Consider the following 20628-nt stretch of genomic DNA (forward strand, 5'->3'; position numbering starts at 1 on the left):
ACGTGCCGATCCTCAGCCGCGTCACGCGCCGTACGGGCCGGAAGGCCGCGTCGGCCCCGGCCGCCGTGCCCCCGCCCAGTACAGCACTCTCCGCCGGCCCCGCCCGGGCGGGCAGACGGCCCGGCGCTCCACCCCTCCACGTCATGTCGTTCAATCTCCGCCACGCGAGCACCGCCGAGCCCCACAGCTGGGCGGCCCGCAGACCCGCGGTGCGCGCCCTGATGCACCGCGAGGGCCTGCACATCATCGGCACCCAGGAAGGGCTCTACCAGCAGCTGCGCGACATCGAGGCCGACCTCGGAGCCCCTTACGACTGGATCGGCACCGGACGCGCGGGCGGCAGCCGCGGCGAGTTCGCGGCCGTCTTCTACGACACCCGCCGGCTCGCTCCGCAGGAGTACGACCACTTCTGGCTCTCGGACACACCGGACGTCATCGGGTCCAACGGCTGGGGCGGCGGCTCCGTCCGGATGGCGACGTGGGTCCGCTTCCGGGACCTGCTCGACGGCGACCGGGAGTTCTTCGTCCTGAACACCCACCTCGACGACCGCAGCCGGAGGGCACGGGCGCGGGCCGCCGCCCTGATCCTCCGGCGCATCGCCGGGCTGGACCGCTCGCTGCCGCTCCTCGTCACCGGCGACTTCAACGTCCCCGCGCACAGGAGCCCGGTCTACGACGCGATGCTGGCCTCCGGCCTGACCGACACCTGGGACACCGCGGCCGAGCGCGGCGCCCTGTACGGGACCTTCCACGGATACCGGCCGCCCAGGCCGAACGGGGACCGCATCGACTGGATCCTCGCCACCCCCGCGGTCACGGTCCACCGGGCCTCGATCGGCACCTTCTCGCTGAACGGCCAGTTCCCCAGCGACCACCTGCCGGTGCAGGCTTCCCTGACGCTGGGATGAGGCGAGGCCCCCGCGACCGTCTGCTCGGTCGCGGGGGCCTCGTACGGCGAAGGCGGAGCTCAGCCCTTGCGGGTCTTGATCTCCTCGGTCAGCTGCGGGACGACGTCGAAGAGGTCGCCGACCACACCGAAGTCGACCAGCTCGAAGATCGGGGCCTCGGCGTCCTTGTTGACGGCCACGATCGTCTTCGAGGTCTGCATGCCGGCACGGTGCTGGATGGCGCCGGAGATGCCGTTGGCGATGTACAGCTGCGGCGAGACCGACTTGCCGGTCTGGCCGACCTGGTTGGTGTGCGGGTACCAGCCGGCGTCCACCGCGGCACGCGAGGCGCCGACGGCCGCACCCAGGGAATCGGCGAGCGCCTCGATGATCGAGAAGTTCTCCGCGCCGTTGACACCGCGGCCACCGGAGACCACGATCGCGGCCTCGGTCAGCTCCGGGCGGCCCGTCGACTCACGCGGCGTACGGCCGGTGACCTTCGTGCCGGTCGCCTTGTCCGAGAAGGTGACGGACAGGGCCTCGACCGCACCGGCGGCCGGGGCGGCCTCGACGGCGGCCGAGTTCGGCTTGACCGTGATGACCGGGGTGCCCTTGATGACACGGGACTTGGTGGAGAAGGACGCGGCGAACACCGACTGGGTGGCCACCGGGCCCTCGTCGCCGGCCTCCAGGTCGACGGCGTCGGTGATGATGCCGGAGCCGATGCGCAGCGCCAGGCGGGCGGCGATCTCCTTGCCCTCGGCGGAGGACGGGACCAGCACGGCGGCCGGGGAGACGGCCTCGTGGGCGGCCTGCAGCGCGTCGACCTTCGGCACGACCAGGTAGTCGGCGTACTCGGACGCGTCGTGGGTGAGGACCTTCACCGCGCCGTGCTCGGCGAGCGTGGCGGCGGTGTCGGCGGCGCCGTTGCCCAGCGCGACGGCGACCGGCTCGCCGATGCGGCGGGCGAGGGTCAGCAGCTCCAGGGTGGGCTTGCGGACGGCACCGTCCACGTGGTCGACGTAGACGAGGACTTCAGCCATGGGATTGCTCTCCTGCGTAACGAAGTTGAGGGGCGGTCAGCGGGGGCGGGCCCTAGATGAACTTCTGGCCCGCGAGGAACTCAGCGAGCTGCTTGCCGCCCTCGCCCTCGTCCTTCACGATGGTGCCGGCCGTGCGGGCCGGACGCTCGTTCGCGGCCTCGACCTTGGTGAACGCGCCGTCGAGACCGACCTCCTCGGCCTCGATGTCCAGGTCGGACAGGTCCCAGGACTCCACCGGCTTCTTCTTGGCCGCCATGATGCCCTTGAAGGACGGGTAACGGGCCTCGCCGGACTGGTCGGTCACGGAGACGATCGCCGGGAGCTGGGCCTCCAGCTGCTCCGAGGCGGCGTCACCGTCGCGGCGGCCCTTGACCACGCCGCCCTCGACGGAGACCTCGGAGAGCAGGGTGACCTGCGGGACGCCCAGGCGCTCGGCGACCAGCGCCGGGACGACGCCCATGGTGCCGTCGGTGGAGGCCATGCCGGAGATGACCAGGTCGTAACCGGCCTTCTCGATGGCCTTGGCCAGCACCAGGGAGGTGCCGATGGCGTCGGTGCCGTGCAGGTCGTCGTCCTCGACGTGGATGGCCTTGTCGGCACCCATCGAGAGGGCCTTGCGGAGCGCGTCCTTGGCGTCCTCGGGGCCGACCGTCAGAACGGTGACCTCGGCGTCGTCCGCGTTCTCCGAGATCTGCAGCGCCTGCTCGACCGCGTACTCGTCCAGCTCGGAGAGCAGACCGTCCACGTCGTCGCGGTCGACGGTCAGGTCATCGGCGAAGTGCCGGTCGCCAGTGGCGTCGGGCACGTACTTCACAGTGACAACGATCCTCAAGCTCACGCCGGCTCTCCTACTGCATCGTCTATTTCCGGGCTGCCTCTTGGAGGCAGCATAGGCGCCTCAAGCGGCCGATCCCGGTCGGGGCGTCGGCGCGCTCCGACCGAAATATTACTCGTCAGTACACCCAGTTCCTGCCCGCTAAGCAAGCGCTTTGAACTGTGACGTTCGCAACGCAGCGTAACCGGAATTCGACGGCTCCGCAGGAGCGGTCGGCCGTGATCAATCCCGCAGGCCGTGGAAGCGGCCCTGGTGGTAGAGGAGCGGTCGGCCGGCGCCCGAGGGGTCGCCCACGACCACCTCGGCGAGCACGATCCGGTGATCACCGGCCGGCACCCGGCCCACGATCCGGCAGACCAGCCAGGCGAGCACGTCGTCCAGCACCGGCGCGCCCTCCGGCCCGTCCCGCCAGGCGGTGGCCGCCCCGAACCGGTCGGCACCGCTGCGCGCGAAGGTGGCGGCCAGGTCGCTCTGGTGCTCGCCGAGTATGTGCACGCCGACATGGTCCGCCTCGGCCACTGCGGGCCAGCTGGAGGCGCCCGTACCGATGCCGAAGGAGACCAGCGGCGGATCGGCGGAGACGGAGGTGAGGGAGGTGGCGGTGAACCCGACGGGACCGGAGGCGCCGCGCGCCGTGATCACCGCGACCCCGGCCGCGTGCCGGCGGAAGGTGGAGCGCAAGAGGTCGGGAGAGGCGATCTGGGGGGTGCCGAGGCCGGGCGTTGCCGTCATGGAGTTGTCCTTCTGCGAGGAAAGAGGAACGGGTCCGTGGCTGCTCAACAGCCGGGACAACGTGCGCTCGCGGTGCGGGCGAGGTCGATGTGGACCCGCCCGTGGAGAAGGAGTTCGGTCGGCATACGGTCAGGTTGACGATAGGTGTGGCGCACAGTCAAGCAGGTTCCCCGTTCTGGAAGATGTCTCACTGTCCCGTGCGGCCCGCCCGGACGGCCTCCCCCAGCGCGGCGATGACGTCGGCCCTGCGGGGCTGCCCGGCGGCGCGGCGCACCACCCGCCCATCGGCGTCCAGGACCAGGACGGTGGGGGTCTTGAGGATCTCCAGCTCGCGTACGAGGTCCAGGTGGGCCTCGGCGTCGATCTCGACGTGGGTCACGCCCGGGACCATCCCGGCGACCTCGCCGAGGACGCGCCGGGTGGCCCGGCAGGGCGCGCAGAAGGCGCTGGAGAACTGCACCAGCGTGGCGCGCTCGCCCAGTTCGGCGCCGAGTTCGGCCGTCCCGAGCCGCCTGCCGTCGTCACGCCCGCGCACCCGCACTCCCGTTCCGCCGCTCGCGCGGCCCACCTCCGCGGGCACCCCGCGAAGGGCGCACCACCGGTCCGGTCATCCCGGCTACAACCGTGCGGGAGCGGCCGAGATTCCCGGCGAGACCCCTGCCGAGGTAAAGGGGATCCAAAGATCCGAGGTGGGGTGTAGGCCGACGTGACGAGGATCTCCCCGGCGCGGGGCACCAGGACTGGCTACCCGTCCGTTCTTCGGGCACGATCTGCGAGACGCCGTAAAACCTACGGCTGCGTAACTTCCCCGCCGGGATCCCCTTTCCCGAGCAGAGCAGAAAGGGTCCACCCCGCCCATGGCAGAGCTGGTCTACCGTCCCGTCATCGGTTTCGCCAAGACGTTGTTCAAGGTCTGGGATCTGAAGATCGACTGTCAGGGGTCGGAGAACATCCCGCGCTCGGGCGGCGCCGTGCTGGTGAGCAATCACATCAGCTACCTGGACTTCGTCTTCAACGGCCTGGCCGCGCTGCCGCAGAAGCGCCTGGTGCGCTTCATGGCGAAGGAGTCCGTCTTCCGTCACCGGATCTCCGGGCCGCTCATGCGCGGGATGAAGCACATCCCGGTGGACCGCACCCAGGGCGAGGCCGCCTACGCGCACGCGCTGGACTCGCTGCGCTCCGGCGAGGTCATCGGGGTGTTCCCGGAGGCCACCATCTCGCAGTCGTTCGCACTGAAGAGCTTCAAGTCGGGTGCGGCACGCCTGGCGCAGGAGGCGGGCGTCCCGCTGATCCCGATGGCCGTCTGGGGCACGCAGCGGCTGTGGACGAAGGGCCAGCCCCGCAACTTCAAGCGCGACCACCTGCCCGTCACCATTCGCGTGGGCGAGGCCGTGGAGGCACCCCGCGACCAGTACGCCGGGGCCATCACCCGCCGGCTGCGCGAACGCGTCCAGGAGCTCCTGGACGCCGCCCAGCGGGCCTACCCGGGCCGGCCCAAGGGGCCGGAGGACTCCTGGTGGCTGCCGGCGCACCTGGGCGGCACCGCACCGACGATGGAGCAACTGCGCGCGGCGGAGGCGCACTGAGCGAGCGCCACGGGACGGAAGGCGCGCGGTGCGACGCCGGGTGCCCGTGGTGCGGCGTCGAGTGGCCCCGGCGCAGGGGTTGTTCAGGGTCTCTTTGCGGGTGACCCCGGCCGGGTTCCCTTTCCGGGTGGCCACGGCCGCCCGTCGTGCGACGTTGTCGCCGTCGCCGGGTGCGGGAGCGCGTGGGGCGCTCGCGCAGTTCCCCGCGCACCTTCTGTCGGCACAGTCCGACCTGTTCGAAAAGCCGGGCACACTCGGCTCGCCGAACCATTGCCCGCCTTCCGTCAGTTCGGCGGCGCGGCCTCGGCCTCACCGGAACCGACCGGGCCCGCGCCCCTCGTGTCGGTCTCAGAGGGCGTCGGGGAGCGTCTTCCGCAGGTGCGGCCGGTCGGGGGCGGCTCGCAGGGCGTCCAGGACGGCCGGGTGCGGTTCGGCGTACAGGACCGGGTAGTCCGTCTCCTCGGACGCGGGATCGGGGATCCAGGCCAGCCGTTCGCCGTCCAGGGAGAACCGGGCGTCGATGCCGGGCTTGTTGCCACGGGGGTCCTGCCGGTGCCAGGCGCCGTTGAAGCGGACCGCGACCAGGCCGTGGACCGCGTGGCCGCCCTCGTCGTCGGTCAGGCGCTGGTAGCAGAGGGCGGTCGGGATGTCCTCGGCCCGGAGCAGGGCGGCCAGGGCGTGGGACTTGGCGTGACAGATGCCGGTGCCCAGGGCCAGCACGTCAGAGGCGCGCCAGGTGACACGGAGATCACCGGAATCCCGGGAGTGCGGGATGGCGTCCCGGACGAACTCATAGGCGGCCCGCGCATATTCATACGAGTCTGCCACCTCTGCGGTCAGGCGGGCGGCGGCTGCCCCGACCACCGGGTGATGGTGATCGATGACCTCGTCTGCGGCCAGGTACGCGGACAGGTCGGCTGTGTTCTGGATCAGCTCCATGCCCGCAGAGCATAAGAATGCGATCACCCGACAGTCAATGACTTTCCGGGTGACCGCATACCTATGCGCGCCGTGAGGTCAGCGGGCCATCTCCTCCTTGAGGGCGCCCACGAACATGTCGACGTCGTCCTCCGTGGTGTCGAAGGAGCACATCCAGCGGACCACCCCGGCGCCCTCGTCCCAGAAGTAGAAGCGGAAGCGCTTCTGCAGGCGCTCGCTCACGTCGTGCGGCAGCTTGGCGAAGACGCCGTTGGCCTGGACCGGGTAGAGGATCTCCACACCGTGCACCGCGCGCACGCCCTCGGCGAGCCGCTGGGCCATCTCGTTGGCGTGGCGGGCGTTGCGGAGCCACAGGTCCTTGGCGAGAAGGGCCTCCAGCTGCACGGAGACGAAGCGCATCTTCGAGGCCAGCTGCATCGACATCTTCCGCAGGTGCTTCATCTGGCGCACCGCGTCCTGGTTGATGACGACGACCGCCTCGCCGAACAGCGCGCCGTTCTTCGTCCCGCCCAACGACAGGATGTCGACGCCGACCGCGTTGGTGAACGTACGCATCGGCACGTCGAGGGAGGCGGCGGCGTTCGCTATCCGGGAGCCGTCCAGGTGCACCTTCATGCCCCGCGCGTGGGCGTGCTCGCAGATCGCGCGGATCTCCCCGGGCGTGTAGAGGGTGCCCAGCTCGGTGCTCTGGGTGATCGACACGACCTGCGGCATCGCGCGGTGCTCGTCCTCCCAGCCCCAGGCCTGCCGGTCGATCAGCTCGGGGGTGAGCTTGCCGTCCGGGGTGGGCACGGTGAGCAGCTTCAGACCGCCCATGCGCTCGGGCGCGCCGCCCTCGTCCACGTTGATGTGCGCGCTCTCGGCGCAGATCACGGCGCCCCAGCGGTCGGTGACCGCCTGGAGCGCGACCACGTTGGCACCGGTGCCGTTGAAGACCGGGAAGGCCTCCGCCGTGGCCCCGAAGTGACCGCGGATGATCCCCTGCAGGTTCTCGGTGTAGTCGTCCTCGCCGTACGCCACCTGGTGACCGCCGTTGGCCAGCGCCACGGCGGCCAGCACCTCGGGGTGGACCCCGGCGTAGTTGTCACTGGCGAAACCGCGGACCTGCGGGTCGTGATGGCGACGCGCGTCGGTCTTGGGAGGGTTCACGGCTTCTCGGTCAGCCACAGACGGTTTCCGTTCACTTCGGCGGCGGTCTTGCTCCAGACGCCCTCGATGGCCTCGGCCAGGTCCTTGACGTCCGTGAAGCCCGCGAACTTCGCGTTGGGGCGTTCGGCGCGCATCGCGTCGTGCACCAGCGCCTTCACCACCAGGATGGCAGCCGCCGAGCGCGGCCCCTCGGCGCCCTCGGCGATCCCCGCCTTGCGGAAGCCGTCGGCCATCGCGAGCGTCCACGCCTCGGCGGCGGCCTTGGCCGCGGAGTACGCCGCGTTGCCCGCCGTGGGCTTCGACGCGCCGGCGGCGCTGGTCAGCACGTACCGGCCGCGGTCGCTGCGCTGCAGGACGTCGAAGAAGGCGAGGGAGGTGTGCTGGACGGTGCGGACCAGCAGCTTCTCCAGCAGCTCCCAGTCCGCGAGGTCGGTCTCGGCGAAGGTCGCGCTGCCGCGCCAGCCACCGACGAGGTGGACCAGTCCGTCGACGCGGCCGTGGTCCTTCTCGATGCGCGCGGCCCAGTCGCGGGTGGACTGCAGATCGAGCAGGTCGACCGTCTCGCCGGTGACCGTGGCGCCGCCCCGGGCGTAGCGGGCGGCGTCGACGGCCTCCGCCAGTCGCTCCGGGTTGTTGTCGGCTCCGACGACGACCGCGCCCGCTTCCGCGAGCCGCACCAGCGTCGCGTGTCCGGCGGGTCCGCCCGCACCGGCCACCGCGATCACCGCACCACTGAGAGACCCGTTCCCCACCATGTTCTTCCCCTCTTGAGCAGTGTTCTTCAGCCGGCCGCTCACGCGGCGAGCCGCTCGGCGCCGTCCGCCGTGATGCCCTTGGCCGAGGCGATCACATTCTTCAGCTTCTTGGACAGCGCCTCATAGAACATGCTCAGCGGAAACTCGTCCGGAAGCACGTCGTCCACGAGCTTGCGCGGCGGCAGGGTGAGGTCCAGGGCGTCGGGGCCCTTGGCCCACTTGGAGCCGGGGTGCGGGGCCAGGTAGGTGGAGACCAGCTCGTAGCCGGCGAACCAGTGCACCAGCTTCGGGCGGTCGATGCCGTCCTTGTACAGCTTCTCGATGTCGGCGCACAGCTGGTTGGTGACCTGCGGGGCGCGCTCCCAGTCGATGGAGAGCTTGTTGTCGGTCCAGCGGACGACGTCGTGCTTGTGCAGGTAGGCGAAGAGCAGCTGGCCGCCGAGGCCGTCGTAGTTGCGGTTGCGGTCGCCGGTGACCGGGAAGCGGAACATGCGGTCGAAGAGCACGGCGTACTGCACGTCGCGGGCCTGCGGGACGCCGTCCGCCTCGAGCTTCACGGCCTCCTTGAAGGCGGTGAGGTCGCAGCGCAGCTCCTCCAGACCGTACATCCAGAACGGCTGGCGCTGCTTGATCATGAACGGGTCGAACGGCAGGTCGCCGTGGCTGTGGGTGCGGTCGTGAACCATGTCCCACAGCACGAAGGCCTCTTCGCAGCGCTTCTGGTCGTGGACCATCGCGGCGATGTCCTCGGGCAGCTCCAGACCGAGGACGCCGACGGCGGCGTCGGTCACGCGGCGGAAGCGCGCGGCCTCGCGGTCACAGAAGATGCCACCCCAGGAGAAACGTTCCGGCGCCTCACGGACGGCGATGGTCTCCGGGAAGAGCACGGCCGAGTGGGTGTCGTAACCCGGCGTGAAGTCCTCGAAGGTGATGCCGCAGAACAGCGGGTTGTCGTAGCGGGTGCGCTCCAGCTCGGACAGCCAGTCCGGCCAGACCATGCGCAGCACGACCGCCTCCAGGTTGCGGTCCAGGTTGCCGTTCTGCGTGTACATCGGGAAGACGACCAGGTGCTGCAGGCCGTCCTGGCGGTTCGCGGCGGGCTGGAAGGCCAGCAGGGAGTCCAGGAAGTCCGGCACCTCGAAGCCGCCCTCGGCCCAGCGGCGCAGGTCCTTCACGAGGGCCTCGTGGTAGGCCGCGTCGTGCGGGACCAGCGGGGAAAGCTGCTCGACGGCGTCGGCTACACGCTCGATCGCCGCCACCGCGTCGGCCCGCTGCGGGGCACCCTCGGCCTCGAAGTCGATCGAACCGTCCTTCGACTGCCATGGCCGAATCTGCTCCACGGCATCCTTGAGCACGGGCCAGGCCGGGTGCTCAACCACCCTGGTCAGCGAAGGAACCAGTCCCTCCGTACCCGCCTGCACAAGAATTTCCGTCATGTCCCATCCTCCACGGGAGAACCTCTCGTATGGACACCGTATGCATACCCCGTTTCTCTCAGCAAGACCGTGACCCGAAAATTATTCTGCGTACGCCCTTGGTCGCCGATGTTTTTCCTGCCGTAAACCGTGACGACGCTCACTTCCGCCGACGGCGCCCGACGCCGTAGCGGTGGCGCCCCGATGGGTCAAGGGCGCGGGGGACTCGCCCACTGGCGGGTGACGGCCGGGGCGGATACCGGCCAACTGGCGCCTGCCCCGGGTCCCGAATGCCATGCGCAGCTGCGGGTTCAACGTCCGGTCCGGCCATTAGGCTGCGGCCTTGCCGCGTGGACGACGACGTCCGGGACGCATCCGTCGGTCCGCGCGTCGCCGAGCCGCCGTCGACGGAAGCGAGTTGAACCTTGAACTTCCTTACCATCGGTCACCGCGGGGTCATGGGCGTCGAGCCCGAGAACACCCTCCGTTCCTTCGTCGCCGCGCAGCGGGCCGGCCTCGATCTGATCGAACTCGATCTGCACCTGAGCAAGGACGGCGCCCTCGTCGTCATGCATGACGCGGACGTGGACCGTACGACCGACGGCTCCGGACCGATCGCCGAGAAGACCCTCGCGGAGCTGCGCGCCCTGGACGCGGGCCGTGGCGAGCGGGTACCGGTGTTCGAAGAGGTTCTGGAGGCGGTGAGCGCGCCGCTGCAGGTCGAGATCAAGGACGTGGCGGCGGCACGGGCGCTGGCGGAGGTGATGCGCGCGCGGGACCTGACCGCGCGGGTGGAGGTCTCCTCTTTCCACGACGACGCGGTCGCCGAGATCGCGCGACTGGTGCCGGGCGTGCGCACCGCGCTGGTCGCGAGCCGGTACGGCACCGATGTGGTGGACCGCGCCGTCGCCGTGGGTGCCGCGGCCCTGTGTCTCGACATCCGCCGGCTGACCCTGGAGGTCGTCGAGCACGCGCGCGCGTCCGGGCTGCGGATCGTCGGCTGGGTGGTCAACACGCAGGAGCAACTGCGGCTGGTGCGCGCGCTGGAGCTGGACGGGGCGACGACCGACTATCCGGAGATCAAACGCACGGGGCGCTTCACGGCGTAGGCGCCTCGGTCGTCACGGCGTGCCCGGGCGCCACCGCGTCGGCGCCGCGGCATGGGCCGGGAACACGGCATGCTCCCACGGCACGGCCCGGGTACACGGCACGCCGTGGGGGGCACGCCGAAGCGCTGGGGCGCGCTCAGTCGAGGTTCTTGACCAGCAGCTCGAACTCCAGGTCGTCGCGCCGCGGGATGCCGAAGCGCTCGTCGCCGTACGGGAACGGGGACGTCTTTCCCGTACGGCGGTAGCCGCGCCGCTCGTACCAGGCGATCAGGTCCTCCCGCACGGAGATCACCGTCATGTGCATCTCCGTGGCGCCCCAGGCCTCGCGCGCCTGTCGCTCCGCCTCCGCCATGACGATCTTGCCGAGGCCCGCGCCCTGCAGGGCGGGACTCACCGCGAACATGCCGAAGTACGCGTGGACACCGCGGTGTTCCAGCTGGCAGCAGGCGACGATCCGGCCGTCCTGCTCGACGGTGAGCAGCCGGTTGTCCGGCGCCTTGATCACTTCGAGCACGCCCTCGGGGTCGGTCCGCTGCCCCTCCAGGATGTCCGCCTCGGTGGTCCACCCGGCCCGGCTGCTGTCCCCCCGGTAGGCCGACTCGATCAGTGCGACGAGGGCGTCGGCGTCGGCGTCGGTGGCATCACGGAAGACGAGTCCGGCGGCGGGGTTGTCCATGGCAGTGGTCTCCGATCTCGGGCGTGGCTGAGCCACCGATGAGAGTAACGCTGCCGCTAGGCTCCCCCCGCATGGTGCATGTACTGAGCAGCCGGACCCTGCTCCGGCCCTCCGACCCCGAGCGCTCCCGCACGTTCTACGGCGAGCAGCTCGGGCTGTCCGTCTACCGCGAGTTCGGTACCGGTCCCGAGCGCGGCACGGTCTACTTCCTCGGCGGCGGTTTCCTGGAGCTCTCCGGCCGGTCCGACGGGCCGCCCTCACCGGCGGTGCGGCTGTGGCTGCAGGTGGCGGACGTGACGGCCGCGGGTGAGGAGCTGCGGGCCCGGGGCGTCGAGATCGTACGGCCCGCGGTGAAGGAGCCCTGGGGGCTGGTCGAGATGTGGATCGCCGACCCGGACGGCACGCCGATCGTCCTGGTGGAGATCCCGTCGGACCACCCGCTGCGTCACCGGCCCGGGATCTAGGGATGTGCCGGGTGAGGCGGCCGTTCCCGGCGGACGCCGGGGCCGGCCGCCTCACCCACCGCCGTCTAGCCGTTCCCGGGCACGGCTAGACGGCGGGGTCCGTCGCGCGTTCGCCGGCCTCGGCGGACATGAGGGATCCGGTGGTCGCGCCGCCGTCGACGGTGGGCCGTCCCAGCAGCCAGGTGAGCAGCGGACCCGCCATCGCGGTCGTCACCACGGCCATGACGACCATGAGCGAGTAGAGCTCCTGGTCGAGGTAGCCCAGTTGCAGTCCCACGTTCAGGACGATGAGCTCGGTCAGGCCGCGGGTGTTCATCAGGGTGGCCAGCGCGGCCGACTGCCGGACCGGCATCCGGTTGAGGCGGGCGGCGGCGAACGCGCCGACGAACTTTCCGCCGACCGCCACCAGCAGGATGAGCCCGAGGTCCCCGAGCCCGTTCGCGTCGAGCCCGGAGAGGTCGACCTTGAGGCCGGCGACGAGGAAGAACACGGGAAGGAGGAGGGTGCTGCTCATGTGTCCGAGGCGCTCGTGCACGTCACGGCGGAGCCGGTCGGTGCCGGAGCGCGGGAGCACGACGCCGAAGAGGAACGCGCCGAAGATGTAGTGCAGGCCCAGCCACTCGGTGGCGGCGGCGGACAGCAGCAGGCCCGCGACGATGCCGGCGAAGACGGTCGGGGTGAGCCGGAGCGACGGCCGACGGTCCACCAGGCGGCGCAGGGCGGGGCGCACCAGGAACAGCATGGCCAGCAGGAACGGGACGGCGAGCAGGATCCGCCACTGGTCGGGCCCTGCCGAGCCGCTGATCGCGACGACGGCGGCGAGCAGGGACCAGGCGAGTACGTCGTCGATGGAGGCGCAGGCCAGCGCCACCACGCCCAGCGGGGTACGGGCCATGTTCCGGTCGGTGAGAATCCTGGCCAGCACCGGGAACGCGGTGATCGACATGGCGATGCCCATGAACAGCAGGAACGCCGTCCTGTCGTCGGTGCCGTAGTCGTCCATCAGATAGAGCCCCAGAACGGCGCCCAGGCCGAACGGCAGCAGGATGGAACTCAGCGAGACGGTGGGGGCGATGGCTCCGCTTCCCCGGATCAGGGCCGCGTCCCACTCCAGTCCGACGATGAACATGAAGACGGCGACACCGATCGCGGCCAGGGCGCTGAGCAGGGGCCGCGTGTCGGCAGGTAAGAGGGTGTCGGAGAGCGCCCCGTGAAACAGGGTCGGTCCCAGCGCGATGCCCGCCAGGACCTCACCGATCACCGCGGGCTGGCCCAGGCGGCGAGCCAGTGCGCCGAGCAGCCGCGCCAGGAGGACCATGGCGGCGAGCCCGACGAGAAGTGAGGTGGTCTGTTCCGTGGTCATGCAGTCGGTCTCCGTCCTTGCGCTCCGGTCCGCCCTCCCCAATTGCTGGACGTGGCCGAGCGAGGTGGGCAGGTGGGTGATCCGGGGCGGTGCGGAACGGACCTGACCGATACGGGCTCCCCGTCAGGCCGGTCATGAATATGACAGTCGGCTCCGTCGGCCATCAACCCTTAGTCATGTGTACAAGCCACCCAAAGGGTCGCCGCCCGCTCACCCGTCGAGACGGAGCCACCGGCCCGGGACTCAGGCGCGCAGCGCGTTCCCCAGGCCCTCCAGGCGGCTCAGCAACCCGGTGAGCAGGCCCGCGAGTTCGCCCTGTTCGTCCGGGGGCAGGACGGACAGTACGGCCGTCTCGTAGCCGAGTTGCTCGGGGAGGATGCCGTCGACCAGGTCGCGGCCGGCGTCGGTGAGACGGAGGTGGGCGACCCGGCGGTCGCGGGTGTCGCCGCGCCGCTCCACCAGGCCGCGCTCGGTCAGCTGCTTGAGCCGCTTGGTGACGGCGGCCCCGGAGGAGAAGGTCTCCCGGGCCAGATCGCCCGGGGTCAGCTCGTGACCGGTCCGGCGCAGCGCGCCGAGCAGGTCGAACTCGGCGCGGCTCAGGCCGGCCCGGCGCAGCGGGGCGTCCTCGGCCTGCTGCAGCAGGGCGGCACAGCGGTTGATCCGGCCGATGATCTCCATGGGCCCGGTGTCCAGCTGCGGGTGGACGGCCTGCCACTGGCGGACGACTGCGGAGACGGTGTCGCTCCGCGCGGGGTCGCTGCCGCCCCCGGGCCGGGCACCGGTCGCGTCGCCGCCGGGCGTCGGTCCGCCGTTCGTCGCCGTCATGGCCGCATGTCCTCCGTCGTCCTGCCCGGGTCCTGGTCCCGGGACGGGTCCCGCGGTACGAGCCCCTGGCGCCGTACCGTCGCCGCGAGCGTACGGTGTCCGGCCTGTTCGACGAGCACGACCCGCTCCTCCGGCAGGGCGCGCCGCCACCACTCGCCGGCGGCGGCGTCGGCCGTGGCCCGCAGATCGACCAGGGCGGCGGCGAGGCCTCGGCGGGCGGAATCCAGGGCGTGGGGCCCCGGGTGCGGCTCGGCGAGCAGGCGGGCGGCGCTCTCGCGGGCCCGCTCGGCCGCGGTCAGCGCGTGGTCCAGGCGGTCGCCCGCGCGCCGGTTGGTGACGGCGACGGCGGCGACGAAGCCGACCAGCGCGCCGACGAGGGTGTCCACGACCCGGTCGGTGATCAGCTCGGCCGGGTCCTGGGTGCGCGCGAACTCGGTGATGAGCAGGGCCATCGGGGTGACGCAGACGCTGCCCAGCCAGTAGTTGCGGCCGATGAGGGCCTCCGCGCCGAAATTGAGGGCGACACAGCACAGCACCAGGGCGGCGGGGTGCAGGTGGGCGAGGGGCGCCAGGGCGGCGAAGGCGAGGACGCCGACGAGGTTGCCCACGACGCGCTGGACTCCCCGGTTCCAGGTGAGCGTGACGTTGGCCTGGTAGAGGGAGGCCGCGGTCACCAGCGCCCAGTACGGCCGGCCGACGCCGAGGGCGAGAGCGGCGTATCCGGCGAGGGCGCAGCCGAGCGCGGTGCGTGCGGCGATCGGCGCGAAGGGGGTGCGGCGGTGCCACGGCGACCGGGGCGGCAGGGCACGTTCGACGGCCACGCCGAGGAGTTCGTCGGCCGATGCGCGCGGCTGCCCGACGCGTGGGATCCGGCCGGTGCCGCGCAGTTCGCGGGCCCAGGCGCGCAGCCGCACGGGGTCGGTGGCGGCGGGCGCGGCGAGCGCGACCTCGGCACGGACGAGAAGCTGTTCGAGGGCGCGGCGGGTGGCGTCGGGGCGGGCGCCGGTGGCGAGCAGCGACTGCCAGGCGGCGTGGATCGCGGCCGCGGTCGCGGCGCGGGCCCGGGTGTGGCCGTCGGCGGTGCCGCGCGTCCCGGCGTACACGGCGGCGGCGTTCAGGGCCTGGGCGGTGGCCCGGCGTTCGGGGCCGTGCGGGCGGAACAGCCCCGGTGCCATGCCGACCAGCCAGGCCCAGGCGCCGGCGGCGAGGGCCAGCCCGAGGTGCCCCGGGATCTGTCCGAGGGGCTGCGGCGCGAAGAGCGAGGCGGAGCTGATGAAGGTGAGGACCACATTGCCGGGCGGACCGACGCGGGTGGCGTCGCACACGGTCTTCTGGACGGCCGCGAGGACCGCGCCGACGGTGACGAGGACGACGGCGTTCGTGGTGAGCGCCGCGGTGAGCAGGGCGACGGCGAGGCCGCCGACCATGCCGAGCACCACCCAGGCCAGCGCCCGGGCGCGGGCGGCGTAGGGCCGGTTGTGGCCGTAGAGCGCGCACAGCGATCCGGCCATTGTGTACATGGCGAGATCGAGGCGGCCGAGTGCGAGCAGCGTGAGGTTGGGCGGGGCGATCGCGGCGACCGCGCTCAGCGCGGGCTTGAACCAGATGTCGGAGGGGCGTCCGAGGCGGAGGGCCCCGGCGAGGGGAAGGGCGAGGTGAAGACGGTGGGGGGTCGCACTGCTCATACCATCAATTTAGCATGTGTTTTACCCGTGAAATAGTCGGGGGCGGGGATGACCGGCGGTGACGGTCCGTGCTCCCCCGTATGCTCCCCGCGTACCCCCTTGCGCTCGCGTGCGCTCCGCCGCTCCTGGGCATCGCATCCCTCGACGACCGTCGAGCGGAGGTGCCGCGTGCCCGGACCGGTGTCGACAGCCTGGCTGCTGGTCGCGCTGTGCGCGGCGACCGGGGCCTACTGCCTGCTGCGGATGCGCAGCGGCGTCGAGGAGCAGCGCCGGGCCGCGGGCGGTGAGGCGCTGATGGGTTTCGGCATGGCCGCGATGGCCGTGCCGGCGGCGGTGTACACGCCGCCGCGATGGGCCTGGCCGGTGTACGCGGCCGTGTTCGGCGCGGCCGCCCTGCACGCGCTGTGGAACGGGCGCGGCGGCCCCCGCCATCTGCACCACCTGGTGGGGAGCGCCGCGATGGTCTACATGGCGGTGGCGATGACCGTCTCCCCGCACGCCGCCCACCATGGGCACGGCGGCACCGGCGTGCCCCTGCTGACCGGCGCGCTCCTGCTGTACTTCGTGGGCTATGTGCTGCTCTCCGGTGTCCGTCTGGTGCCCGCCACCGCCATGGCGCACGGGCCGGTGCCGGCCGGCTGGGGCGACCGCCCGGAGCTGGCCCGGGCGTGCCGGCTGTCGATGGGGATCGGCATGGTGACCATGCTGCTGGCGATGTGACCACCGGGCCCAGGACCACAGCAGGACGACAGGGTGGGCGGGGCCGGCAGGAACACACGCGTTGAGTACGTCACTTCGGCACCGGGGACCGTACCGCCGGGCGGTTCGGCGCTCATAGGGTGCTGACCATGATGGTCCCCGTGGCCCTGCTGCTGCTCGGCGCCCTGACCGCCGTCGTCGCCCCGCGGCTGCTTGCCCGGGCCGACTGGCCGGACCGCGAGCCGGTCGTCGCCCTGTGGGTGTGGCAGTGCGTGGTGGCGGCCGTCCTGCTGTGCTGCGCCCTGTCGATGACGCTCAGCGCGGCCGCGGCCTGGCAGGCCGTGCGGGGGCACGTGTTCGCCACCGCGCCGCGCACGGTCGTCGACGCGTACGCCCTCGGCACCGCCGGCCCCTGGGCGGCGCCCACCGCCGTACTGCTCGCCTGCGGCGGCCTGTGGAGCCTGGCGATGCTGGTCCGCGAGGTCGTACGGGCCCGGGAACGGCGGCGGGGACGACGGACCGAACTGCTCGTGCGCGCACCGCTGTTGCCGGGTGAGGAGCCGGCCGGCGGCCGGCTGGTGGTGCTGGAGGGCGACCGTCCCGACGCCTGGTGGCTGCCCGGCAGCGCACCCCGGCTGGTCATCACCACGGCCGCGCTGCGCAGGCTGAAGGGGCGGCAGCTGGACGCGCTCCTCGCGCACGAGCAGGGGCACGCGCAGGCCCGGCACGACTGGCTGCGGCACTGTTCGGCCGCGCTGGCGGGCGGTTTCCCGCGGGTCCCGGTGTTCGCCGCGTTCCGCGACGAGATGCACCGGCTGGTCGAGCTGGCCGCCGACGACATGGCGTCCCGGCGCTTCGGCCGGCTGACGACGGCGCTGGCCCTGGTGGAACTCAACGAGGAGCGGGGCGTGTTCGGCCCCGGGCCGACGCCACAGGCACACCTGCCGCAGCGCGTGCACCGGCTGCTGACCGCCCCCGACCGCCTCCCCGCACTGCACCGCCTGCGCCTGACGGCGACCGCCGCACTGGTACCGGCGCTCCCCGTACTGGTGGCCCTGGTACCCGGCCTGCGGGCCCTGGGCTGACACCGGTCCGGAGACACCGGGGCCGCTGACCGGTGCCGGCCCGCGGGCCCTGGGCCGACGCGAAGGCGGCCGCGGGAGGTGGTGGCTCGTGGATGGCCGGTGGCGGCTCACGGTAGGCCGGCGGCGGTTCGTGGGTGGGTCGGTGGCGGTTCGCGGGTGGGGCGGTGGCGGTTCGCGGGTGGGTCGGTGATGGGGCGGTGGTGGTTCGTGGGTGGGGCCGGTTCCGGGCATGCCGGTCTTGGCCGTGGGCGCTCGATCAACAAAGATCGCGGCATGCACCGTCGCCCCACCGCTCCCCCGCCGCCGTCCCCCGACCCGCCGGCACCGCGCCGCACGGCCACCCGCGTCGCCGCCGGCCTCGCCGTCTGCTCGGTCCTGCTGCTCACCCTCGTCGCGGCGCGCTGGCACCCGCTGCTCGCCCTGGACGGCGGCCTCTCCCGCACCACCCACCGCTGGGCGGTCCACTACCGCGGGGTCACCGAGGTCTTCCGGGTGCTGACGGACTGGGTGTGGGACCCGCTGACCATGCGCCTGGCGTGCGCGGCGGCGGCCGTGTGGCTCATCTGGCGCCGCGCCGCCTGGTGGACGGCGCTGTGGCTGGCGGTCACCTGCGCGGTCGCCGCGATCGTGCAGCAGTCGGTGAAGGCCGCCGTCGACCGTCCCCGTCCGGCCTGGCGGGACCCCGTCGACACCGCCCACTACGCGGCCTTCCCCTCCGGTCACGCGATGACCGCCACCCTGGTCTGCGGCCTGCTGCTGTGGCTGCTGCACCGCTGCGGACCGGGCCGCGTCCTGTGGCGTACGGCGGTGGCGGCCGCGCTCGTCTCCGTGGCCGGAGTGGGCGTGACCCGGGTGTGGCTGGGCGTCCACTGGCCGTCGGACGTGCTCGGCGGATGGCTGTTCGGGGCGCTGCTCGCGGCACTGGCGGTGATCGTGTACGAGTGGCCGCGGGGCCGCCGGCCGGAACTGCCGCCGCGTCGGCGCGGGTAGAGTCCCGCGCATGGCCGCCGTGCTGTTCGACTTCTCCGGGACCCTGTTCCGCGCCGAGACCGCCGAGTCCTGGCTGCGCGCGGTGCTGACCGAGACGGGCCACACCCTGCCCGAGTCGGAACTGACCGGCACCGTCCGGGCGCTGGAGGAGGCCGGAGCGCTGCCGGGCGGGGCGGTGCCGGTGGAGCTGCCGGCGGACCTCACGGGCCTCTGGGCGGTCCGTGACGAGAGCGCTGAGCTGCACCGGGCCGCGTACACGGGCCTGTCCCGCCGGGTGCCGCTGCCGGATCCGGGACTGCACGACGCCCTGTACGAGCGGCACATGGCACCGGCGGCGTGGGCGCCGTACCCGGACGCCGCCGAGGTGCTGCGCACCCTGCGCGAGCGCGGGACCGGCATCGGCGTGGTCAGCAACATCGGCTGGGACCTGCGCCCGGTGTTCCGCGCGCACGGGCTCGACGCGTATGTGGACACGTACGCGTTGTCGTACGAACACGGGGTGCAGAAGCCCGATCCGCGGCTGTTCGCGGTCGCCTGCGAGGCGCTCGGCACGGATCCGCGGGAGGTGCTGATGGTCGGCGACAGCAGGCCGGCGGACGGCGGGGCCGCGGCCCTCGGCTGCCGTGTGCACTTCGTGGACCACCTGCCGGTGACCGAGCGCCCCGACGCGCTGCTGCCGGTACTGGACCTGATGAGCTGAACGGGCCTCCGGAGGGCCCCGCGATGCCGGCGATGCCGCTCCGACCGCCGGCGGCGGCTCCGGCCCGCGCGCACCGCCTCGCCGGCTGACGCCCCCTCAACCACCCGACCGGACGACGGAGAGCACGTGAAAGACGACACCCGTCCGGAACCGGCGAGCCCCGCACGGACGGGTTCCGGGATGCGGACCCGGAGTACGGGCCTGTGGCATGCCTCCTCGTGCGCCTGAGCCGGTACCGCGCCGAGCCCGGGCCCCCGGAGGAGCAGCCGTGCCGTCCGTCTGAGACGATCCCCCGCGTCGCCCCAGACGGACGGCTTGCTGCGGGCAGGCCCCAACCACAGGGCCGGCCCGATGCGTTGAGTATAGTTGGCTGGCAGCCAGTCAACGCAGGAGTTTCAGGATGTCCCCGCGCAGCGCCTCGGTCAATGAAGAATTGCGGCGGCGTTCCCGGGAACGGCTGCTGCAGGCCGCCGTGGAACTGGTCGGCGAGCACGGCTTCGAGGCCACGACGCTGGGCGACATCGCGGACCGTGCCGGTTCGGCGCGCGGACTGGTGTCGTACTACTTCCCCGGCAAGCGCCAGTTGGTGCAGTCCGCCGTACACCGGCTGATGCACCGCACGCTGGAGGAGGCGCTGGAGCGGGAGCCGTGCACCGAGGACGGCCGGGAGCGGCTGGCCCGGGCCATCGACGCGATCCTGGGCCTGGCCCGGGACCGGCCGGTGCTGATGCGCCAGCACATGGCGGGCCTGCTCCAGGCCGAGGGCTTCGTGCAGTGCCCGGAGCAGCGCCGGCTGGCGGAACTGCTCGGCGACACCGTCGCCCGGTACGGCGCGCAGGACGTCTCGGCCGACTACCCGATGCTGCGGGCCCTGTTGATGGGCGCGGTGTTCTCGGCGCTGGTGCCGGGGGTGCCGATGCCCGTACCGGTGCTGCGGGCCGAGCTGTTCCAGCGGTACGGGCTCGACCGGGAGATGGGTGTGCCCCCGGAGAGCGAACCGGCCCCGAAGGCGGAGGACCAGGATCTGTCCCGGTTCTTCGCCACGGAGGAGCGGCCGGGCAACGCCTGAGGCGGCCGGGCCGGCTCGTCAGCGCCGGGCGTGACGGGGTGCCAGAAAGCCGGCGTCCCGCGCCTGGGCGATGAGCCGCAGCGAGCGTCGGCGGCTGAGTCCGGTCGCGTCCATCACGGCGAGCACCGGGTCGGCGCCCTCGTCCCGCGCCGCGCGGTACTCCTCCGCGACGAGCCGGCGGCGCTCGACACCGCGCGGCCAGGGCCGCCGGGCGCGGCGCGGGCCCGGACAGCGGACGCCCGGCCCCTCTCCCGCGGGGGTGAGACAGCCGGGGCTCGGTTCGGTTCCGTCCTCGGCCGTGACGCAGCCGACGTCCGGTTCGACCCCGTCCGCCGCCGTGAGACAGCCGGCGTCCGATGCGGTCCCGTCCGCCGCCGTGAAACGGCCGACCTCCGCTTGGGTCCCGTCCGGCTCCACCGGGCAGCCGGACACCGGTCGGGCTCCGTCCGCCTCAGTCGCGGGGCCGAGGTCCGTCTCCGTCGCGCGGCCGAGGTCCGCTTCGGGGGCGTCCGTGTCCGGCGGGCGGCCGGCGTCCGGTCCGGCGCTGTCCGGCGGGCGGCCGGCGTCCGGTCCGGCGCTGTCCGGCGGGCGGCCGGCGTCCGGTCCGGCGCCGTCCGCCGTC

The 20628-nt window shown here is 72.6% G+C and carries 21 protein-coding genes and 1 pseudogene; 9 read left to right on the forward strand and 13 right to left on the reverse strand.

Annotated elements, in window-relative coordinates; genetic code table 11:
* The first annotated feature begins 2 nt into the window (after positions 1–2).
* Positions 3–908, forward strand: coding sequence for an endonuclease/exonuclease/phosphatase family protein (locus FHS34_RS07100; protein WP_184962263.1), 906 nt, complete (start codon positions 3–5; stop codon positions 906–908).
* Between the two features lie 59 nt (positions 909–967).
* Here FHS34_RS07100 and FHS34_RS07105 read toward each other — a convergent pair whose 3' ends face one another.
* From FHS34_RS07105 to FHS34_RS07120, 4 genes and pseudogenes are all read right to left on the reverse strand, one after another.
* A complete protein-coding gene (locus FHS34_RS07105; protein WP_184962265.1) occupies positions 968–1930 on the reverse strand; it encodes an electron transfer flavoprotein subunit alpha/FixB family protein in 963 nt (320 codons plus the stop codon).
* 52 nt (positions 1931–1982) lie between these two features.
* On the reverse strand, positions 1983–2768 hold the full coding sequence (locus FHS34_RS07110; RefSeq protein WP_184962267.1) for an electron transfer flavoprotein subunit beta/FixA family protein: 786 nt from the start codon (positions 2766–2768) through the stop codon (positions 1983–1985).
* 219 nt (positions 2769–2987) lie between these two features.
* The gene (locus FHS34_RS07115) at positions 2988–3497 is read right to left on the reverse strand and encodes a flavin reductase family protein (RefSeq protein WP_184962269.1); all 510 of its coding nucleotides are present in this window, start codon (positions 3495–3497) and stop codon (positions 2988–2990) included.
* A 187-nt stretch (positions 3498–3684) separates the two neighbouring features.
* Positions 3685–4108: pseudogene (locus FHS34_RS07120) on the reverse strand (thioredoxin family protein).
* 246 nt (positions 4109–4354) lie between these two features.
* On the opposite strand from FHS34_RS07120, the gene FHS34_RS07125 reads away from it, so the two are divergent.
* On the forward strand, positions 4355–5083 hold the full coding sequence (locus tag FHS34_RS07125) for a lysophospholipid acyltransferase family protein (protein WP_184962272.1): 729 nt from the start codon (positions 4355–4357) through the stop codon (positions 5081–5083).
* Between the two features lie 348 nt (positions 5084–5431).
* Here the strand turns inward: FHS34_RS07125 and FHS34_RS07130 are convergent, their stop codons facing one another.
* The 4 genes from FHS34_RS07130 to FHS34_RS07145 form a co-directional block, all read right to left on the reverse strand.
* Positions 5432–6022: a transglutaminase-like domain-containing protein gene (locus tag FHS34_RS07130; RefSeq protein ID WP_184962274.1), complete on the reverse strand. Its 591-nt coding sequence runs from the start codon at positions 6020–6022 to the stop codon at positions 5432–5434.
* A 78-nt stretch (positions 6023–6100) separates the two neighbouring features.
* On the reverse strand, positions 6101–7171 hold the full coding sequence (locus FHS34_RS07135; protein ID WP_184962276.1) for a threonine aldolase family protein: 1071 nt from the start codon (positions 7169–7171) through the stop codon (positions 6101–6103).
* Positions 7168–7926 carry an SDR family NAD(P)-dependent oxidoreductase gene (locus tag FHS34_RS07140; protein WP_184962278.1) on the reverse strand — a complete coding sequence of 253 codons (759 nt, stop codon included), beginning with the start codon at positions 7924–7926 and terminating at the stop codon, positions 7168–7170. Before FHS34_RS07140 ends, FHS34_RS07135 begins: the two co-directional genes overlap by 4 nt.
* A 38-nt stretch (positions 7927–7964) precedes the next feature.
* On the reverse strand, positions 7965–9362 hold the full coding sequence (locus FHS34_RS07145; RefSeq protein WP_184962280.1) for a DUF6421 family protein: 1398 nt from the start codon (positions 9360–9362) through the stop codon (positions 7965–7967).
* A gap of 404 nt (positions 9363–9766) precedes the next feature.
* On the opposite strand from FHS34_RS07145, the gene FHS34_RS07150 reads away from it, so the two are divergent.
* Positions 9767–10450, forward strand: coding sequence for a glycerophosphodiester phosphodiesterase (locus FHS34_RS07150; RefSeq protein ID WP_184962282.1), 684 nt, complete (start codon positions 9767–9769; stop codon positions 10448–10450).
* A 136-nt stretch (positions 10451–10586) separates the two neighbouring features.
* Here the strand turns inward: FHS34_RS07150 and FHS34_RS07155 are convergent, their stop codons facing one another.
* A complete protein-coding gene (locus tag FHS34_RS07155; protein WP_184962284.1) occupies positions 10587–11126 on the reverse strand; it encodes a GNAT family N-acetyltransferase in 540 nt (179 codons plus the stop codon).
* Between the two features lie 71 nt (positions 11127–11197).
* Between FHS34_RS07155 and FHS34_RS07160 the strand changes: the two genes are divergently transcribed.
* The gene (locus FHS34_RS07160; protein WP_184962286.1) at positions 11198–11590 is read left to right on the forward strand and encodes a VOC family protein; all 393 of its coding nucleotides are present in this window, start codon (positions 11198–11200) and stop codon (positions 11588–11590) included.
* An 85-nt stretch (positions 11591–11675) separates the two neighbouring features.
* Here FHS34_RS07160 and FHS34_RS07165 read toward each other — a convergent pair whose 3' ends face one another.
* From FHS34_RS07165 to FHS34_RS07175, 3 genes are all read right to left on the reverse strand, one after another.
* Complete coding sequence (locus FHS34_RS07165) at positions 11676–12953, reverse strand: cation:proton antiporter domain-containing protein (RefSeq protein ID WP_184962288.1); 1278 nt, start codon at positions 12951–12953, stop codon at positions 11676–11678.
* Positions 12954–13196: 243 nt separating this feature from the next.
* Complete coding sequence (locus FHS34_RS07170) at positions 13197–13778, reverse strand: MarR family winged helix-turn-helix transcriptional regulator (RefSeq protein ID WP_184962290.1); 582 nt, start codon at positions 13776–13778, stop codon at positions 13197–13199.
* Entirely contained in the window at positions 13775–15463 is a 1689-nt protein-coding gene (locus tag FHS34_RS07175) for an FUSC family protein (RefSeq protein ID WP_184962292.1), read from the reverse strand. Before FHS34_RS07175 ends, FHS34_RS07170 begins: the two co-directional genes overlap by 4 nt.
* A gap of 168 nt (positions 15464–15631) precedes the next feature.
* Between FHS34_RS07175 and FHS34_RS07180 the strand changes: the two genes are divergently transcribed.
* The 5 genes from FHS34_RS07180 to FHS34_RS07200 all read left to right on the forward strand — a co-directional run bounded on the left by FHS34_RS07180 (position 15632) and on the right by FHS34_RS07200 (position 20006).
* Positions 15632–16183, forward strand: coding sequence for a DUF5134 domain-containing protein (locus FHS34_RS07180; protein ID WP_184962294.1), 552 nt, complete (start codon positions 15632–15634; stop codon positions 16181–16183).
* A 128-nt stretch (positions 16184–16311) separates the two neighbouring features.
* Positions 16312–17247, forward strand: a complete 936-nt coding sequence (locus FHS34_RS07185; RefSeq protein WP_184962296.1) for a M56 family metallopeptidase — start codon at positions 16312–16314, stop codon at positions 17245–17247.
* 273 nt (positions 17248–17520) lie between these two features.
* Complete coding sequence (locus FHS34_RS07190; RefSeq protein ID WP_184962298.1) at positions 17521–18237, forward strand: phosphatase PAP2 family protein; 717 nt, start codon at positions 17521–17523, stop codon at positions 18235–18237.
* A 10-nt stretch (positions 18238–18247) separates the two neighbouring features.
* On the forward strand, positions 18248–18937 hold the full coding sequence (locus tag FHS34_RS07195; RefSeq protein WP_184962301.1) for an HAD family hydrolase: 690 nt from the start codon (positions 18248–18250) through the stop codon (positions 18935–18937).
* 400 nt (positions 18938–19337) lie between these two features.
* Entirely contained in the window at positions 19338–20006 is a 669-nt protein-coding gene (locus tag FHS34_RS07200) for a TetR/AcrR family transcriptional regulator (protein WP_184962302.1), read from the forward strand.
* Between the two features lie 18 nt (positions 20007–20024).
* On the opposite strand, the gene FHS34_RS44075 is transcribed toward FHS34_RS07200, so the two are convergent.
* A complete protein-coding gene (locus FHS34_RS44075) occupies positions 20025–20423 on the reverse strand; it encodes a DUF6214 family protein (protein WP_372478630.1) in 399 nt (132 codons plus the stop codon).
* Positions 20424–20628: the final 205 nt, after the last annotated feature.

It is taken from the genome of Streptomyces echinatus, from assembly GCF_014203595.1.
GTDB classification, from domain to species: Bacteria; Actinomycetota; Actinomycetes; order Streptomycetales; family Streptomycetaceae; genus Streptomyces; species Streptomyces echinatus.

Excerpts from the sequence above, each read along its gene's own strand:
- FHS34_RS07105 (WP_184962265.1), bottom strand. The coding sequence starts at position 1,930 with ATGGCTGAAGTCCTCGTCTACGTCGACCACGTGGACGGTGCCGTCCGC.
- FHS34_RS07115 (WP_184962269.1), bottom strand. The coding sequence starts at position 3,497 with ATGACGGCAACGCCCGGCCTCGGCACCCCCCAGATCGCCTCTCCCGAC.
- FHS34_RS07125 (WP_184962272.1), top strand. The coding sequence starts at position 4,355 with ATGGCAGAGCTGGTCTACCGTCCCGTCATCGGTTTCGCCAAGACGTTG.
- FHS34_RS07130 (WP_184962274.1), bottom strand. The coding sequence starts at position 6,022 with ATGGAGCTGATCCAGAACACAGCCGACCTGTCCGCGTACCTGGCCGCA.
- FHS34_RS07140 (WP_184962278.1), bottom strand. The coding sequence starts at position 7,926 with ATGGTGGGGAACGGGTCTCTCAGTGGTGCGGTGATCGCGGTGGCCGGT.
- FHS34_RS07145 (WP_184962280.1), bottom strand. The coding sequence starts at position 9,362 with ATGACGGAAATTCTTGTGCAGGCGGGTACGGAGGGACTGGTTCCTTCG.
- FHS34_RS07155 (WP_184962284.1), bottom strand. The coding sequence starts at position 11,126 with ATGGACAACCCCGCCGCCGGACTCGTCTTCCGTGATGCCACCGACGCC.
- FHS34_RS07160 (WP_184962286.1), top strand. The coding sequence starts at position 11,198 with ATGGTGCATGTACTGAGCAGCCGGACCCTGCTCCGGCCCTCCGACCCC.
- FHS34_RS07165 (WP_184962288.1), bottom strand. The coding sequence starts at position 12,953 with ATGACCACGGAACAGACCACCTCACTTCTCGTCGGGCTCGCCGCCATG.
- FHS34_RS07170 (WP_184962290.1), bottom strand. The coding sequence starts at position 13,778 with ATGACGGCGACGAACGGCGGACCGACGCCCGGCGGCGACGCGACCGGT.
- FHS34_RS07175 (WP_184962292.1), bottom strand. The coding sequence starts at position 15,463 with ATGAGCAGTGCGACCCCCCACCGTCTTCACCTCGCCCTTCCCCTCGCC.
- FHS34_RS07185 (WP_184962296.1), top strand. The coding sequence starts at position 16,312 with ATGATGGTCCCCGTGGCCCTGCTGCTGCTCGGCGCCCTGACCGCCGTC.
- FHS34_RS07190 (WP_184962298.1), top strand. The coding sequence starts at position 17,521 with ATGCACCGTCGCCCCACCGCTCCCCCGCCGCCGTCCCCCGACCCGCCG.
- FHS34_RS07195 (WP_184962301.1), top strand. The coding sequence starts at position 18,248 with ATGGCCGCCGTGCTGTTCGACTTCTCCGGGACCCTGTTCCGCGCCGAG.
- FHS34_RS07200 (WP_184962302.1), top strand. The coding sequence starts at position 19,338 with ATGTCCCCGCGCAGCGCCTCGGTCAATGAAGAATTGCGGCGGCGTTCC.